14 protein-coding genes and 1 pseudogene are annotated in these 15,599 nt (G+C 69.3%); 7 read left to right on the top strand and 8 right to left on the bottom strand.

Going from position 1 to position 15,599, the window contains the following annotated elements; translation table 11 throughout:
• Positions 1-3: 3 nt before the first annotated feature.
• Positions 4-1,803 (bottom strand): carbohydrate-binding protein, encoded by a 1,800-nt coding sequence (locus G3I71_RS23935; protein ID WP_164317316.1) that lies wholly within the window; start codon positions 1,801-1,803, stop codon positions 4-6.
• A 128-nt stretch (positions 1,804-1,931) separates the two neighbouring features.
• The gene (locus tag G3I71_RS23930; protein ID WP_164317090.1) at positions 1,932-3,113 is read right to left on the bottom strand and encodes an ROK family transcriptional regulator; all 1,182 of its coding nucleotides are present in this window, start codon (positions 3,111-3,113) and stop codon (positions 1,932-1,934) included.
• A gap of 582 nt (positions 3,114-3,695) precedes the next feature.
• On the opposite strand from G3I71_RS23930, the gene G3I71_RS23925 reads away from it, so the two are divergent.
• From G3I71_RS23925 to G3I71_RS23915, 3 genes are read left to right on the top strand one after another with little or no spacing between them, the layout of a single operon-like run.
• Complete coding sequence (locus G3I71_RS23925) at positions 3,696-4,679, top strand: hypothetical protein (protein WP_164317088.1); 984 nt, start codon at positions 3,696-3,698, stop codon at positions 4,677-4,679.
• A complete protein-coding gene (locus tag G3I71_RS23920; RefSeq protein ID WP_164317087.1) occupies positions 4,676-5,425 on the top strand; it encodes an endonuclease/exonuclease/phosphatase family protein in 750 nt (249 codons plus the stop codon). The genes G3I71_RS23925 and G3I71_RS23920 overlap by 4 nt, the downstream gene beginning before the upstream one ends.
• Positions 5,422-6,153, top strand: coding sequence for a hypothetical protein (locus G3I71_RS23915; RefSeq protein ID WP_164317085.1), 732 nt, complete (start codon positions 5,422-5,424; stop codon positions 6,151-6,153). Before G3I71_RS23920 ends, G3I71_RS23915 begins: the two co-directional genes overlap by 4 nt.
• On the opposite strand, the gene G3I71_RS23910 is transcribed toward G3I71_RS23915, so the two are convergent.
• A complete protein-coding gene (locus G3I71_RS23910) occupies positions 6,111-6,551 on the bottom strand; it encodes an NUDIX hydrolase (RefSeq protein ID WP_343243061.1) in 441 nt (146 codons plus the stop codon). The two genes, G3I71_RS23915 and G3I71_RS23910, sit on opposite strands and share 43 nt — an antisense overlap.
• A 178-nt stretch (positions 6,552-6,729) precedes the next feature.
• Here G3I71_RS23910 and G3I71_RS23905 point away from each other — a divergent pair, with 178 nt between their 5' ends.
• Both G3I71_RS23905 and G3I71_RS23900 read left to right on the top strand, forming a co-directional pair.
• Positions 6,730-6,948, top strand: coding sequence for a hypothetical protein (locus G3I71_RS23905; protein ID WP_164317043.1), 219 nt, complete (start codon positions 6,730-6,732; stop codon positions 6,946-6,948).
• Between the two features lie 180 nt (positions 6,949-7,128).
• Positions 7,129-10,065 (top strand): LuxR family transcriptional regulator, encoded by a 2,937-nt coding sequence (locus tag G3I71_RS23900; protein ID WP_164317083.1) that lies wholly within the window; start codon positions 7,129-7,131, stop codon positions 10,063-10,065.
• Positions 10,066-10,141: 76 nt separating this feature from the next.
• On the opposite strand, the gene G3I71_RS23895 is transcribed toward G3I71_RS23900, so the two are convergent.
• From G3I71_RS23895 to G3I71_RS23880, 4 genes are all read right to left on the bottom strand, one after another.
• Positions 10,142-10,999, bottom strand: a complete 858-nt coding sequence (locus G3I71_RS23895) for a hypothetical protein (RefSeq protein WP_164317082.1) — start codon at positions 10,997-10,999, stop codon at positions 10,142-10,144.
• A 119-nt stretch (positions 11,000-11,118) separates the two neighbouring features.
• Positions 11,119-11,949, bottom strand: coding sequence for a hypothetical protein (locus G3I71_RS23890; protein ID WP_343243060.1), 831 nt, complete (start codon positions 11,947-11,949; stop codon positions 11,119-11,121).
• A 41-nt stretch (positions 11,950-11,990) separates the two neighbouring features.
• Positions 11,991-12,392 (bottom strand): hypothetical protein, encoded by a 402-nt coding sequence (locus G3I71_RS23885; RefSeq protein ID WP_239149325.1) that lies wholly within the window; start codon positions 12,390-12,392, stop codon positions 11,991-11,993.
• Positions 12,393-12,841: 449 nt separating this feature from the next.
• Positions 12,842-13,330 carry a hypothetical protein gene (locus tag G3I71_RS23880; RefSeq protein WP_164317042.1) on the bottom strand — a complete coding sequence of 163 codons (489 nt, stop codon included), beginning with the start codon at positions 13,328-13,330 and terminating at the stop codon, positions 12,842-12,844.
• On the opposite strand from G3I71_RS23880, the pseudogene G3I71_RS23875 reads away from it, so the two are divergent.
• Positions 13,316-13,573: pseudogene (locus G3I71_RS23875) on the top strand (IS256 family transposase); the annotation flags it as partial. The gene G3I71_RS23880 and the pseudogene G3I71_RS23875 sit on opposite strands and share 15 nt — an antisense overlap.
• Before the next feature lie 36 nt (positions 13,574-13,609).
• Positions 13,610-14,284: a class I SAM-dependent methyltransferase gene (locus tag G3I71_RS23870; RefSeq protein WP_164317078.1), complete on the top strand. Its 675-nt coding sequence runs from the start codon at positions 13,610-13,612 to the stop codon at positions 14,282-14,284.
• A 331-nt stretch (positions 14,285-14,615) separates the two neighbouring features.
• On the opposite strand, the gene G3I71_RS23865 is transcribed toward G3I71_RS23870, so the two are convergent.
• On the bottom strand, positions 14,616-15,104 hold the full coding sequence (locus tag G3I71_RS23865; RefSeq protein WP_164317076.1) for a GNAT family N-acetyltransferase: 489 nt from the start codon (positions 15,102-15,104) through the stop codon (positions 14,616-14,618).
• Positions 15,105-15,599 lie beyond the last annotated feature (495 nt).

The following is a 15,599-nucleotide window of genomic DNA, read 5'->3' as shown; positions in this document are numbered from 1 at the left end:
CCGTCAGGACAGGTTCGGTACGTCGATCCGGTCGATGTCCGGGGCGTAGCCGTCGCCGCTGTCGAAGGTGATGGTGTTGACGCCGGCCTTCAGGTTGAGCGGCACGCTCACCGTCTCGACGGTCCCCCAGTCGCCGGTGGAGGGGAACTTGTGGCTGGTGGCACCGCCGCCGTTGGCGGAGATGCGCACGGATCGCGCGTCGCCGCTGACGTAGGCGATGTCGACGACGTAGCGTCCCGCCTTCGCGGCCGTGACGCCGTTCACGGTGAGCTTTCCGCCGACGTAGAGGTTGCCGACCTTCTTGCCTCCGGAGCAGGCGCCACAGCCTGCCACCGAGGCGTTGCCGCTGAGGGCGTTGGTCCCCGCCTCCGCCTCGTAGGCCGTCTTGGCCAGGGCCGGGCCCTGCGGGGTGACGGTGAACAGCCGCGAGCCGTGCGTGGGCAGCGCCTGGGTGACCTTGTCCTTGTACGTGCCGAGGTTCTCGTGGTTCCACAGGTCGCGGACCTTCGCCTTGCCGGAGAAGCCGAGGGTGGACCAGTCGGCGGTCACGGACGCGGGCGCGTTCCCGAGGTTGAACAGGGCGACCGTGAAGCTGCCGTCGGGGTTCCTGGCCGCCCAGACCTGCTGGTCGTCGGAGGGGGTGAGGGGCCTGGCGGGCGGTGCGGCGCCCTGGTTGACCCCGATGACCTCCTTGTTGGTGAGCAGGGAGAGCCCGTAGGAGTCGAGGCGCGTCGGGTCGTCACCGGTGTACAGGGGCGACTTGGCGACGGCCCACAGGGTGGCGTAACTCTGCCGTTCGGCCTTGGTGAGCCCGTCCATCTCGCCGTTGCCGACGTTGAGGGAGTCCAGGTCGTTCCAGCCGCCGGGGCCGGCGTGGCGGGTCCAGGCGGGGGTGTCGTCCCAGCGGTCCTCGACGGAGTTCTCCCAGGTGACCAGCGTGTTGCAGTAGCACTCGACGTCGGTGTCGATGCGCCAGCCGCCCGAGTACCGCTTCCAGTCGGCGGCATGGCCGATGTCGAGGGACCAGGACAGTTCGAGGTGGATCGGCCGGCCGGTGGCGGTGATCGCCTTCTGCCATGCGGCGACGTCGGCAACGTTGTCGTAGTTCTCCCCGCTCTTGAACGAGCCGGGACCGACACCGTCCAGCTTGAGGAAGTCGTAGCCCCAGTCGGCGAACAGCCGGGCCTGGGAGTCGATGTACTTCTGGGCACACGGCCGGGAGAAGTCGATCTTGTACGCGCTGTCCCACCCGTTGGTGGTGCGCAGGTCGCCGTGGACGATGTCGGCGGTCGTGCAGTCCCCGTCGTTCCAGACGGGAACCCGGCCCTCGCCGTAGGCCTCCTTCTCCAGCCCGACCGGCAGATAGATGCCGGCCTTCAGCCCCTTGGCGTGGAGGTCGTCGGCGACGGCCTTCATTCCGCGAGGGAAGCGCCCGGGGTCTGCGGCCTGTCTGCCGTACCCGTCGAAGCGGGGCTTCCAGCTCATGTCCCGCCACCAGCCGGCGTCGATGTTGACGTACTCGTAGCCGTACGGCTTGAGCTTGGCGGCGAGGGCGTCGGCCTGCTTCAGGACGTTCTTCTCGGTCAGATAGCTGTAGTCGCCGTCCGGGTTGAGCCCCGGATACCTGGACGACTGCATGCTCCAGCTCGTCCAGCCCATGTACGGCCGGTCCGCCGGCGCCGGGACGGCGTCCGCGACCGGGGTGGCCGTCGCGGCGGGGGTGAGCGCCGCGAGGCCGGCGGTCAGGGCGAGAACGAGCAGGGCGCTGCCGGTGCGGCGGGCGCGGTGGGGGGACAACCGCATGACTGTGACCTCCGGGTCGGTGAAGGACGTACGGGGTTGCGGGTGCGGGGACGGCCTGGTTGCGGGCGCGCCGAATCGCGCGTCCGGGGCAGCGGGATGCAACGGGAAGGCCTCGGCGCTCTGCGTCACTACTCCTTGGGCGTGTCCGATCTGATGAAGGACTGGATGGCGGTGGCCGCCGCTCCACGTGCCCACTCCTCGAAGGGCAGCGGACGCGTCCTGACATCGCAGCGCGCGGCGGCGCCGAAGGCGGAGGCGGCGAAGGTCTCCCTGATCCGCTCGGCGAACAGGTCGTAGGCGGCGAGCCCTTCGCCGGAGATGATCACTCGTTCGGGTCCGAGCAGATTGACCACGGACCCGATGGCCCGTCCGATGGCCGCGCCCGCACGTGCGTACACCTCACGGGCTCCGGGGTCGCCGCGGTGGGCGAGTTCCAGGGCCTCGGCCGCGTCGGCCACGTCGATCCCGGTCTCCGCCCGTACGTCGCGCACGATCGCCGAGTCGGAGGCGATGGCCTCCACACAGCCCCGGTTGCCGCAGTGGCACCGCGGGCCCGCCGGGTCGAGGGAGAGATGCCCGATCTCACCGGCGACGCCGTGCGCGCCGGAGACCACCCGGCCGCCCACGACGAGACCGCAGCCGATACCGGCACCCACCGTCACCAGCGCGAAGTCGGACAGGCCCACGCCCGCGCCGAACCACTGCTCGGCGACAGTGAGCGCGCGGACGTCGTTGTCGACGGTGACCGGCAGGCCGACCGTCATGGCGGCGAGGTTGGCGAGCGGGACGTCCCGCCAGTCGAGAAACGGGGAGTACCGCACCATGCCCTCCGCGCGGTCAACCTCACCGGAGACGGCGATTCCCACACCCCTGACCGGTACCCCGAACCCCTCGGCGTCGGTGAGCAGTTCGAGGACGAGGCCGCTGAGGGTGGCGAGAACACCCCCGGGCCGTCGGTCGCCGAGCGGGATGTGCCGAGCGACCCTGATACGGCAGCACAGATCCGTCAGCACGGCGATGATCTCGTCGCCGGTCACCTTGACCCCGATGAACAGCGCGCGATCGCCGTCGACCCGCACCGGGTTGGCGGGGCGGCCGAGCGCCCGCCTGTGCTCCTCGTCGACGTCCTCCAGCAGGTATCCCGTCTCGATCAGAGGCCGGACGGCCTTGGTCACCGCCGCGGGCGACAGGGCGGCCCGCCGTGCGATCTCCGCCCGGGTGAGCGGGCCGTGGGAGAGCACGATGGTGAAGATCTGGGCGGCGGCGGGCGTATGGACCGGGAACGTCTCGGAGGGCGGGGTCGAGAGCATGGCCGGAACGTACGGTTCATTCTTTTCTGTTGTCAATAAAAGAAGCACGATTACTGTGAAGTTGCTGTCCCTCCCCCTCGCGCGGATACCGGACCGGCAGGCGTTGTGCGGGCCCCCACGAATCCGCCGGGCAGGGCGGCACTTGTTTTGGTGTGCAGGGGATTCTGCCGTGTTCCGTATCTCCGTATAATCCCCATCATCCCGTTTGGGTTGCACCCAGCGGGATGCGTCTCGGGGGGAGAGATCGTGGTTCAGTCACCGACGCTGGTCCGGTCCCGGAGTCGTACGACAGCCGCCTTACGGGAGCTTTCGCGTTATGGGCCGTTCGCGGCTGCGTACGCGATGTTCCAGTCACTGGTCGGCGTGCTGCCGGAGACGATTTCCGGCACCAGCGCACGGTATGCGCTGGCCACGTGTGCAGGGCTTTCCACTGGAATCATCGTGCATCTCTCGGCGGTCACAGCACGTCATCGTTCCGAGCAGCGTGCGATACCGACGCGAGGGCCGCAAACCGTCCCGTTCGTCGGTTCGTCCAGGCTTGTCGATGGCACGGCCGCAGCATTGCTCGCCAGTTGCTCCACCGTGGTCGACCCCGAGCGGGGGCGGCTGACGGGCTGGTCGCATTTCCTCGAGGAGGGGCAGGCGGGGGAGCCGCCGACGGCAATCGGTACGGCTTACGGACTGCACACCGTGCTGACCCTCGGCGCCACGGACGGCCGACTGGCCCCGTCGGAACTGGTGGAGACGTTGTGGCGGTTACGGCTACGCGACGGCGGATGGGCAGCCCGCACCGGTGCGGGCGTCGGCCGCCCGGAGGTGACTGCGCTGGTGGCCGGGGTCCTGAGCCGAGCCGGCGCGGACCGCGGCCGACTGGACGAGGCCGTGGCCAGTCTGGAACAGATGCTGCAGCTCGGTGAGGACCCGGAGGGACTTGCCCGTACGTACGTGGTGACGACGGCTTTGCGTGGACTCGTGCGTGCCGCGCCGCACTCTCCGCTGATCGCGAGCCTGCGCGCCGAACTCCTCAGCGGGACCCTGCGAGACGCGGAGCACGGTGGACTGCTGTGCTGGGGGGCGTGGCTGGGCGGCCCCACAGGACTCTGGAGTGCGCCGTCGCCCTCGACGGTGCACACGGCTCAGGCGGTTCTCGCGCTGTCGAGAGCCGCTCAGGTGCTTCAGGAGGACAACCATTGCCGGCAGTCACGCGAGCAGGGCGTGCGTTGGCTGCTCACCGCAGGCGGTCTCGACAACCGCGTCGAGCATGTACGGCGTTCCCTCTCCCCGCCTCAACAGGGCCGTGATCACGCCGTGGTGCGGCACTTCACGGCGGCCTGGGTCGCCAAGGCCCTGCTCAGCACCCCTGCCGACTACCTGGCCGGTGGCGCGGACAGCGAGCAGCGCCGGGTCGACCGCCTGGAGGCCGCGGTCGCCGCGGTCTGGCGGTCGCAGAGCGACGGGGTATGGGGATGGGAGGACGACCGGTATCTGCGTCCGATCTGGATGACCTACCAGGGCCTGTCCGTGCTGCGGTCACCGGAGCTGTGCGGCTGGACGCCCCCCTCATGACGGGCAGGCTGCGGGTGGTCGGCTGGAACATCAGAGAAGGAGTGCCGGTGCGCGACCCGGGCCGCCCGGTGGCCGAGGCGCTCCGGGCGGACGTGGCTCCCCTGCACCCCGATGTGATCGCCATGCAGGAGGTGCCGTTCACACCGGGAGGAGAGTCGCCGCTGCTTGATCGCGTACAGCCCCTCCTCGGCCTGCCCCATCGGCTGTCCTTCCCGTATTCACCGGCCATGCATGTCGACGGGGGACGCGCCGGGCTCGCGCTGCTCAGCCGTCACGCTTGGCACGAGGAGTCGCGGTTGCTGCTGCCCAATCCACGCCTGCGGCACTCGGGTCCCGCCGGAGAGCTGGTGAGCTGGGACAAGGGCATGCTGTTCGGACGACTGAGGTTCTGTGGCCGGGACCTGTGGATCGGCAGTGTGCATCTGCCTCCCTTCCACCTTTTCGGACGGCAACCCGACGACCCGGTGGTTCGGCCCGTGTGGGAGGGCCTGACCAACTTCATCCAGGCCCTGCCGTCGGCCCCGCTGATCGTCTGCGCCGACCTGAACACCGAACGCAGAGACCTGCTCGGCGACCTGCTGCGAGGACGCTTGCTGCGTGGAGCGATCAAGGAAGGCACCTCCCGCATCGGCATGGCCGTCGACGACATCCTCATCGGTCCCGAGTTGACGCTGCACGACTGCCGTGTGCGCTACGGCTTTTCCGACCACGCACTGTGCGCCGTGGAACTGGAGTTGAAACCATGACGGCCGTCGAGACGGTACGCGGCATGCTGGCAGAGACACTGGGCGACCGTACGGGCGGCCGAAACGCGGGCCCTGCCGCGCTCGAGGCCGTAGGACGTCTGTGCGGACACGACCTGCTGGGCTCGTTGGTGGAGGCACTGATCCTCCAGGTCGAAGCCGACCGACCGGACACCGCACGCCGGGCCGCGCTGTCGTACGACCACGCCCTGGGCTTCAGCAAGCTGATGCTGCTGACCGGCGAACCCGACTACATGCTGCGCGCCCACATCTGGTCAGCGGGCCCCGCGATCCGCACCCACAACGATCCGGAGCACATCCACAACCATCGCTTCGCCTTCGCCTCCGCGGTCCTGCGAGGAGCACTGCGGATGAGGATCTACGTCCCCGATCCGCAAGGAGAACCGGTCGCGGCCTACCGAGAGGAGATCGGACCGGGTGACACCGCCTGGCAGATCACCGACGCGGGAACGGCGAGGCTGCGCATGGCAGCGGACCTGCGCCTCGAAGCCGGCAGCCGGTACTGCCTGGACGCGGACACCCGCCATCAGGTCGCCCTGACACCCGGTCTGTCCACCGTCACCTGCTTTCTGGAAACGGCGGCGTTACGACAGACCACGGACGTCTACGCCATCCCGCACGATCATCTGCCGGTCAGCATCCCCAAGCAGCCCCTGTCGCCGGAACGTTACCTGCTGCGGCTACGGGAACTGGCCGAACTCATCTCATGAGGTCGTTTCAGGGCCTGACGGATCGTGCCCAGGTTGTGCTCGTCCAGACCCGCGTCCTCCAGCTTTTCCGTGGACACCCAGCGGTAGGCCTGGTCGGGCTCGGGCAGCACTACATCGAACGTCAGAGGACGGATCAGAAAGTTCGACTGACAGCTGTGCACGGTACGACCGTCCCACTCGCTGACGAAGACGCGTTCACCCGCCGCGGCCAGAACCTGTCCCTTCAGCCCCGTCTCCTCCTCCAGTTCGCGCAGCACCGCCTCTTCCGGCCGCTCGCCTTCGTCCAGTTTGCCGCAGGGCACACCCCACACACCCGGCAGGAACCCTTCACGGTAGCTGCGACGGACCACCAGGACGCGATCGTCGTGCACGACCACGCCCGCGGCGAGACGTTTCACGGTGTGTGGTCTGTCTGGGCTCGCTGTCATATCGCTCCACCAGTCGTCGGCACAGTCGGCTCTCCAAGAAGTTGCCCATTCTCCATGACGCCGGCCTGTCCGGGCGACGACTGCCGGATGACCGCGACGAAGCCACTCGGCCCCGGTGTCGACCCAGCGATCACCCACGACACGGGACTTGCCGTTCGTCCGACCGAACGTCACCAGTGGCAGACCGCGCACCGCGTCCCTGCGGCACCGTCCGAACGACCAAGGTGTGGGCCGTCCCGTCCCCCGCCGCCAGGAGCAGCTGTTCGGCGCCGCCCCCACGGCCGAGGACGCCCTCGGCCGGTACACCGACGAGCTGGGCATGGCGCCGGCCGATGGCCCGAGCGGCCAACCGGAAAGCGACCTCTGAGGAAACCACCCGTCTCCGACCTGACCGGCGGCTCTCCCTGTGAGAACCGTCCCTCCCGGTTCACCGACGCGGCGGTTACGACGATCAACAGGAGAGAATGATATGTGAGGGGAATGTAAAGACAGGGGGGCAACTGTGGGAGCAGATACGGTAGTTGAGTACAGCGGGAACGGGGCTCCGTTGCTGGGCCGCTCCGTCGAACTGGCCCGGTTAGACGCGCTGCTCGACCGTGCGGCAGACGGCGCGCGCGGCACGGCACGGGGTGAGGAGTTCCCTGACAGCGGCCGTTCCCGGCTCGTCGACATCACCGGTGAGGCCGGCATCGGCAAGAGTCGGCTGCTCGGCGAGGTCTGCGCGCGGGCGCGCCGACGCGGAATGACGGTACTGCGCGGCAGAGCCACGGAGTACGAGCGGCAGGTGCCGTTCCAGGTGTTCACCGACGCGCTCGCCCACCTCGACCCGCACGCCCTGGACGGCTTCCAGGAGACCGACGCGGTGGCGCCCCTTCTCCAGCGGAGCGGCGCGGTCGACCGTTTCGGACTGCACCGGTCCACGGCCGTCCTGCTCGCCCGGCTCGCCGCCCCGTCCGGGCTGCTGCTGGCCCTCGACGACCTGCACTGGGCGGACCCGGCGTCACTGGAGTTGCTGGACCATCTCGTACGCCATCCCGTGCACGCCCCCGTCGTCCTGGCCGTGACACGCCGTGACCGCCAGAGTCCCGAGTCCCTCGCCGCCAGGCTCACCCGAGAACTCGACACCGGCACGGTCGTCAGACTCGGTCTGAGACCGCTGAGCGCACGCAACTGCGCCGAACTGGCCGGCCCCGGCCTGCCGCCCGCCGAGACCGCCGCACTGTACGCCGCGAGCGAGGGCAACCCGTTCTACTTCCTGACCCTTCTTCAGGCCCATCGCGGGGGTACGACGCCCGAGTCCTCGGCGCCGCCCGAACTCGGCACCCTGCTGCTGGACGAACTGACCGTGCTCGACCCCTCCCGGCGCGGCATCGTCGACGCCGTGGCGGTACTGGGCGAGCACGCCACCCCGGCGATGGTCAGCCGGGTGACCGGCAGCTCCGGCGCCGCGTTCACCGCCGACGTCCACGCTCTCACCCGACGCGACCTGCTGCGCTCCGCCCCGCAGGGCCTGCTGACCCTGCGGCATCCGGTCGTGCGCACCCTCGTCCACGAAGGCACACCCTTCTTGAGGCGCGTGGAGATCCACCGGCTCGCCGCGCAGGAACTGGCCCGCGCAGGTGCCTCCGCCGCCGAACGGGCCCACCATGTGGAACAGTCGCTGACCGCCTGGGACCCGGCAGCGGTGGCCGTGCTCGACGAGGCCGCCGCCCGAACCGCCCGAACAGCCCCGGCGAGCTGCGCCCACTGGCTCGATGTGGCACTCCGCCACCTTCCGCACACTCCCGAACACACCTCCCGGCGGCGTGAGTTGATCCTGAGGCGGGCCCACGCCCTGGCCGCGTGCGGTGGCCTGCGCGAGAGCCGTGACCTGCTCCAGGAGCTGATCGCCACCCCGCGCCGGTCACCCGGTGACCCGGCCACCGGCGAGAACAAGGGCCTCGGCGAGCACCAAGACCGCCTCAGAGTGCGCGCGGTCGTCCTGTGCGCGCTGGTGGAACGTCATCTGGGGCGCTGCACCGAGGCGGTCGCGCTGTTGCGCCGCGAGCTGGCTCGCGGCCCCGCCCCGGCCGACGTCGTCCGGCTCGGCCTGGAGCTGGGCTCGGCCGCGCCCCAGGACAGCGACACCTCGTACGCCCAGGTGCGCACCGAGGTCGAGGTGGCGCTCGCGGCGGCCCGGTCCACGGGGGACGAGGTCGGGGAGGCGGGCGTCCTCGCCGTCGCCGCCCTGGGAGAAGCGTACGAGGGCAACATGACCGCCGCGCACGGACTCGCCCGGCAGGCCGCCGCCCTGGTCGACTCCCTGCCCGACAACGACCTCACCGCGCTGTGCGAACCACTGGCCCGGCTCGGTTGGGCGGAGGCCTTCCTGGAGCACTACCCGGACGCGGAGCGGCACACGGAGCGCGGCCTCGACATCGCCCGCCGCAGCGGCCAGCTCTATGTCGTGCCCCATCTGCTGCTGTGCCTGTCCCATGTCCGGGTCCAGACCTGCCGGATCTCCTCGGCGCTGGAACTCGCCGAGCAGGCCGAGGACATCGCCCGCGGGATCGGCAGCGACCAGTTGCTCGCGGTCGTACTGGCGAGCAAGGCCGCGGCACTCGTCGCCGCCTGCCCGCCGGGCGATCCGCGCCCTCTGGCTGTCGCCGAGGAGGCGGTGACCGCGGCCGGTACCGGGGTCGACTGGTGGGCCTCCACGGCCTGGTGCATCTTCAGCTGGGCCGCGCTCATGTCCGGCGATCCGGTCCGGGCCCGGGACGCGATGCTCCAGGCGGGCGGCCCCGAACTGCAGCGGATCCAGCCCTCGCTGCGGCCGCTCTACCTGGAGATCCTGGTCACGTCCGCACTGGTGACGGACAGGCCCGAGGAGGCCCGCAGCTGGGCCGAGCGGGCGCGTAAGGAGGCGGAACAGCTGGGGCTGCCGATGCAGCGGTCGTCCGCGCTCCGCAGCGCCGCCCATCTGCCGCTGGCGCAGGGGGACACGGCAGCGGCGGCGGACCTGTTCGCGGAGGCCGCGGCGGAGAGCGCCCGCTGCGGCGCGGTCTTCTGGGAGGCCCACTCCCTGTTGCTCGGCGCCCCGCTGGAAGCGGCGGCGGGCCATGGCCCAGGCGGCACGCGCGCCTGGCTCAGAGGGCGCCGGCTCGCCGAGGCGGGCGGCAGCGGAATGCTGGTCGGCCTCGCCGACGCCACCCGTCCGCCCGGTGGCGGCTCCGAGCCTCCGTACGGTTCCCCCGACCGCGCCGAACTCACCCAGCGGCTGGCCACCCTGACCGCCCGGGAGCTGGAGATAGCCGAACTGGTGGCGCAGGGGCTCACCAGCCAGGCCATCGCGGACCGGCTCTACGTCAGCCGGCGTACCGTCGAGACCCATGTCTCCCGCGCCTTCCGCAAGACCGGGGTCTCCTCACGTACCGCCCTGGCCACGCTGATGGCCCGCCGCCGCAGCGGGAGCCGTTTCGGGGACGCCCGCGCGGAGCAGGACTGAGCCCGGTCCAGGTGCCCTCGGCGGTGATCGGTGAGCCTCTGCGGACCGGCCGGCGCGGTCTCGGCCGGGAAGCCGCCTACCTGACGTCGACGACGTCGCCGGGCACCGTCGCGGAGCCGGTCGTGAAAGTGCCGTCGAAGACGAAGCGGTAGTCGCCGTCGACGCCGGCCTTGGTGGTGGTGCTCAGGGCGCCGGTGCGGCTGGTCTTGACCGTCTTGAGGGTGGTGTAGGTGCTGCTGCCCTTCTTGCGGAACTGCAACTTCACCGGCTGGGTCGCGTAGCCCGAGTACTTCCCCGTGCTCCAGTCGGCGCGAGTGAGCTTGCCGGTGACCGTGATGGTCTTGCCCTTCTTCACCGGCTCCGGGGAGGCGTTGACGGTCAGCTTGGCGGCACGCTTGATATTCCCCCTGACGACGTCGTCGTCGATAATGATGTTCAGGTAGAGGTCGTAGGCGCCCAGGAAGAGCTTCCAGGGCCCCGCGGTGCCGTTGCCGTCCTTCAAGTCGACCGCGGGGTCGATGGTGAAGACCGTCTTGCAGCTGTAGCTGTAGCCGCCCTCGACCGTCGTCTCCGTGCAGACGGGGTCGTCGTCCGTCCCCAGGGCGCCGGTGATGGTGTCCGTGTCCGAACTGTCGGTGCCCTGCCACAGGAACGCCTGGGTGAGTGCCAGGCCTTCCTCGTCGAAGGCGGTGAACGTGACGGGAACGGCCTTCTTGCCCGTCACGCCGAGAACGACGTCCTTGCCCTTGTTGACGACCCCGTCCTTGAAGGTGGTGTCGCCCAGCGCGTCCTTCGGCTGGACGCTCCGCGAGGCGAAGGCTCTGAGATCCGTCGCCGCCCCAGTGTGCGACGCTCCCTGGGCCGCGCCCGGAAGAACGATCGCCGAGAGCACGAGGGCGCTGGAAAGGACGGTGGCCGGAGTGTACAAACGCATGTGATTCCCCAGGGTGAAGTCGGGCGGTACTGCCGAACTGACCTCGCGGCAGGGCCCGTTGATGTGGTGAAGAAGAAGAGGTCAAGAGGTCGGTGCACGCCGGGACCCGAGGAAGGGCCTCAGGGCGTGGGAGAGCGGAAGACGTCGTCGATGTCGAGGCTGTAGTCGGGCGTCGGGTAGAGGTCCGTCGGGTAGAGGTCCGTCGGCTGGGAGCCCGGGATGGGTACGTCGGCCGGGTCGGCGGTGGGCTTGCCGTCCGGGCTGCACACCTGCGGTGCCGAGGGCTCGGACAGTTCGTAGTCCGCGACCCGCTGCGACCGGAAGTCCACAGTGGCGCGACCCCAGAGGTCCTTCTCGCCGCCGACCTCGACCTCCTCGGGCAGTTCCTTGCTCGTCAGCGGCTTGCCCACGGTGATCGAGATGAGGGCGCCCACGCAGGGACTGCGGTCCGTCGCGTAGAGGGACGTGGGCAGGGCGATCGTCCGCTCGACGCCCGCGTCCGTGTGGAGTTCGACGCGTTTTCCCCGGCGGATGTCGAAGTAGTAGGCGGGTGGCATCCCGTTAGAGAGGCGTTCGCCGTCGGTGCCGTTCGCGACTCCGTACACCAGCTTCCAGAACTCCACCTGCACGGTGATCTTCCGGCAGAGCGGTCCGTTGTATCCCGGCAGACTGACAACCCTCAGCTCGTCCTCCCCATAGTTCTCCTTGGGCGTGTCGACGACGAGCCCAACCCAGTCCGTGGATTCCTCGGCCGTCCACCCCTTGTTGTCGTGGCAACCGGACGCCCCGGTCGGATACGGAGGAGTGAGCGACGGGGTCGGCGAAGGGCTCGGCGACTCGGACACCCCTGTCGCGCTCTCGGACGGATCCCCGGAAAGGGACGTGCCGTGGGCGCTCGAACAACCCCCGGTGAACAGGACGGCCACGGCGAGGGCCGCGACGACAGGCACGACGGAGTCGTTCCGCCCGGGTACGCGCCTCGGTACGTACCTCATCGGTCGAACCAGTTCCTGCCTTCCGCGCTGCTGAAGCCCCGCAGCACGATGAGGGCCAGGACGATGCCCGGGAGAACCGAGACGCCGCCCTGGAACAGGGCCAGCACACTGCCCAGCAGGCCCAGTACCTCGATGACGATGACCGTGACACGTATCCCGTTCAACCGCTTGTCCGCGAAAACGCCGCACAGCAGAAGCGCCCCGGCGATCACCAGCGTCAGCACCAACAGGAACCGGAGCATCCCGGACCCTTCGTCCCGGCCGTGGTTCGCCGCGTCGTTCAGCAAGGCCATCGACAGGAATCCCACCACCAGGTTCAGCACGCCCTGGATCCAGACCCCCACCAACGCCAGCCTGACACTCTTCGGCATCTGCGCTTTCACGCTCAATGTCGTCATGAACGCAAGAAAACGGCACACGCGTCAGGGACACGTCGGTAGGAGTACGTACTCCATGTACGTATGTGCCATCGCCGCCCGGCCGCCGCGATCTCCTCCGCCGTCGCGTCGGCGCCCGGAAACACGCTGTCCGCTCTCGGCGACGACGTCCACGGGCGAGACCAGGATGCGAGCACCGGGCCAACCCGCCGACCGCACGGTCGACGCGCCCCTGGACGCGCCCGGGCGCCGGCATGGCCGCCCGTTACTCGACTGCCGCGTCGGGGATGTCAGCCCTTGCTGTGCAACCTGCCGTTGGAACAACACGAACCAGCCTGAAGACATCGTCGCCTCGACCACGGCCACAGCCACGCCGTCCCGGCCCCTGTACGGCCCGTGGGTTTTCCATCGCCGGGGCTTGACGCAAGGCCGGGTAATTAGCGTATTTCCGCTGGTGGCAGGGTATTTGATCAGGTTCTCGGGCTTCTGTAGGTGGCGGGTCCGGTCTTGGTGATGAGTCCGTGCGCGGCCCATCTGTCGAGCTGGTCGTACATCGTGAGGGTGATGCCTCCGAGATGGCGGGCGAGGTCGCGGGTGTGCCAGTGGCGGTCGGGTTCTGCGTGAAGGAGGTCCAGGACGCGCTGTCGGCGTCGGTCGGCGTGCGGTATGTACCGGTCGTCGCAGGAGACGGCGGGCAAGTCGCCCGCGGGTTCGAGGATGGCAACATCGAGGGCGGTGACCGGAAGCCTGACGTCGGGGCGGCCGTCGTCCTGGCGTCCGGCATATCTGGAGACCGCCGACCTGACTTTTCCGGTGCTGAGGCGGAGGCGCCGGTGCGGGAGGAGTCCATCCAGGAACCGCTTGCCGATGACGCCAGTAGTGCCGGCGCTCGGGGCGACGAGCTTGACGACGTCGGCGGCCTGGAGGACGAGGTCACGGGCCACTTCCCGGCCGAGCACTGGGTTCACCTGCGCACAACGAGTCCCATCGAATCGGCCTTCGCGACGGTGAGGCTGAGGACCAAGGTCACCAAGGGCGCCGGCAGCGCGGCCGCCGCGCTTGCCATGGTCTTCAAGCTCGTCGAGTCCGCCCAGGCGCGCCGGCGAGCGGTCGACGCACCCCACCTCGTCGCCCTCGTCCGCGCCGGAGCCCGCTTCGAACGCGGCCACCTCGTCGAACGCCCCGAGACTGTGGCAGCGTGACCACCTTCCCCGAAACGCCCTTGGGAGGCATCCACCGTGTCCGACCTCGACAGCCAGACCGCTTACTGGGACGCCGCCGCGACGACGAAGCGATTCACGCACCCGCTGCACACACCGTGGCTGGACAACGTCGAACGAAGCGCCGCGATCCTGGACTACGGCTGCGGCTACGGCCGAACCCTGGACGCGCTGGAACAGCAGGGCTTTGACAACCTCTCCGGCGTCGACACATCACCGGGGATGATCGCCCGGGCCCGCAGCCTGCACCGCACGATGCGCTTCGCGGTGCTGGACACACCGCCGACACTCGCGTGCCTGGACGCGAGCATCGACGTGGTCGTGCTCTTCGCGGTGCTGACCTGCATCCCAAGCGACGACGCGCAGCGGCTGCTGATCGGCGAGCTGAACCGCGTACTCAAGCCCGGCGCACTGCTCTACCTCAGTGACCTGCTGCTACAAGACGACCAGCGCAACCGCGACCGCTACGCGAGGTTCGCCGAGCCCTACGGCACCTACGGGGTATTCGAGACCGGCGACGGCGCAGTGTGCCGCCACCATCCGAGCGGCTGGTTCACCTCCCTGCTCGCCGGTTTCGAGACCATCGACACCCGACGAACCACCGTGACCACCATGAACGGCAACACATCGGCGGGCCTTCAGATCCTGGCCCGCAAGCCGGCCCCAAGTCACCAGACCCCTACCAGGTATTGACAATTACTCGGCCTGCTCCGGCAAGGCATCATCCTCTACAGCGCTGACGGTGGACTGTTGCCACTTTCGCCTCGCAGATCAGGGTTGTGTGAACCACGTATTTACGCGGCCGACCTCGATCGTGTGTGAGCGAGCCGAGGTGTACGCGATTTCGATGGCCCTGGGAGTGCCGGAGGCGAGGCAGTCGCCGGGAGAGGCCGCCGGCGCAGGCGATCCACCCGCCAGGACAGAGACGGCGGCACACACTGAGAGCGCGGCGTCCAGCGGCTCCTGCATGCCGGCCCAGCCATCATGCAGGCGAAGCCGGTGCCCTGCGAACCGGCACACTGCGTCACTCCGATGGAATGCGAAACTCGAATGTGGGACGGTCCCACGGCACGGCCGGCGGGTTCGCGAGCGCGGTCCCGGTCCGCACTGCGCCGACGCGGTGGTAGAAGTCCTCCGCGGGAAGATGCGACACGACCTTGACACGGTCGAGCCCGGCGGCACGGGCCTCGGACTGCATGTGTGCGATGAGCAGCCGTCCGATACCACGTCCTTGCGCTTCGTCGGCGACGAACAGCAGGTCGAGCTCCGGTGGAGCGAGGACGAGCGAGTAGAACCCGAGGACCCGGCCTCCTTGCTCGTCGGCACCGACGGCTACGAAGGCGCGGTGAGTTTCGATGTAATCAGGACCGACCTGGTAACCCGCCACTGCGGATGCGTACTTGCCCTCGTATGCGCCTGAGCCACGCACGAGCCGCGTGAGCCGTTTGGCATCCCGCGCGACTGCCCTCCGTATCGTGATCGGCTGGCTGATCGGGGAAGTGCGTGATCTCATCGGGAGAGTATTTCGCACCGGGGAGTGCCTTCCTGCGGTGGGTCGACTGCTCGGGCAGGCGTTCCTGTACCGCTCCCGCGATCCACCCGCTGCCGGCCAGACAGCGGCACTGGGCCAATACTGCCCTGCACGCTGAATCCCCTGACCTGCAATTTCATGCCCACGATTAACTGGTGTAGACGCCTGGAGGGTCCCTACCGCCTGTGCCTTTCCCTCTGTCGTCCCCGTCCATAAGGCGAGCAGCAGCGTGGCGATAAGGGCGCACGGCATCACCAGCTCACCGCAGAGGAGCCACACCCGACTCAGCTCGGATTGCGAGGAGATTCGTTGCGCAGCCTCCAGATTTCCTTCCACTGGCGGGCGTGATCGGCCGCCAACAGCGGGTCGGGCGCGTCGGCCCGCTGCACCGCGAGGCTGACCCCGCATGCCCTGCACAGCAGATGGATCCGGTAGACGCCGTCGTTCGCACGTCACTTCGGCGGCCCAGAGTTTCGC

Source organism: Streptomyces sp. SID12501, from assembly GCF_010550245.1.
Taxonomy (GTDB): Bacteria; Actinomycetota; Actinomycetes; order Streptomycetales; family Streptomycetaceae; genus Streptomyces.
Note: the sequence above shows the minus strand (reverse complement) of the source record. Positions and strands in the feature narration are given on the sequence as shown.

Coding starts and splice junctions, on each gene's coding strand:
- G3I71_RS23935 (WP_164317316.1), bottom strand. CDS start 1,803: ATGCGGTTGTCCCCCCACCGCGCCCGCCGCACCGGCAGCGCCCTGCTC.
- G3I71_RS23930 (WP_164317090.1), bottom strand. CDS start 3,113: ATGCTCTCGACCCCGCCCTCCGAGACGTTCCCGGTCCATACGCCCGCC.
- G3I71_RS23920 (WP_164317087.1), top strand. CDS start 4,676: ATGACGGGCAGGCTGCGGGTGGTCGGCTGGAACATCAGAGAAGGAGTG.
- G3I71_RS23915 (WP_164317085.1), top strand. CDS start 5,422: ATGACGGCCGTCGAGACGGTACGCGGCATGCTGGCAGAGACACTGGGC.
- G3I71_RS23895 (WP_164317082.1), bottom strand. CDS start 10,999: ATGCGTTTGTACACTCCGGCCACCGTCCTTTCCAGCGCCCTCGTGCTC.
- G3I71_RS23885 (WP_239149325.1), bottom strand. CDS start 12,392: ATGACGACATTGAGCGTGAAAGCGCAGATGCCGAAGAGTGTCAGGCTG.
- G3I71_RS23865 (WP_164317076.1), bottom strand. CDS start 15,104: ATGAGATCACGCACTTCCCCGATCAGCCAGCCGATCACGATACGGAGG.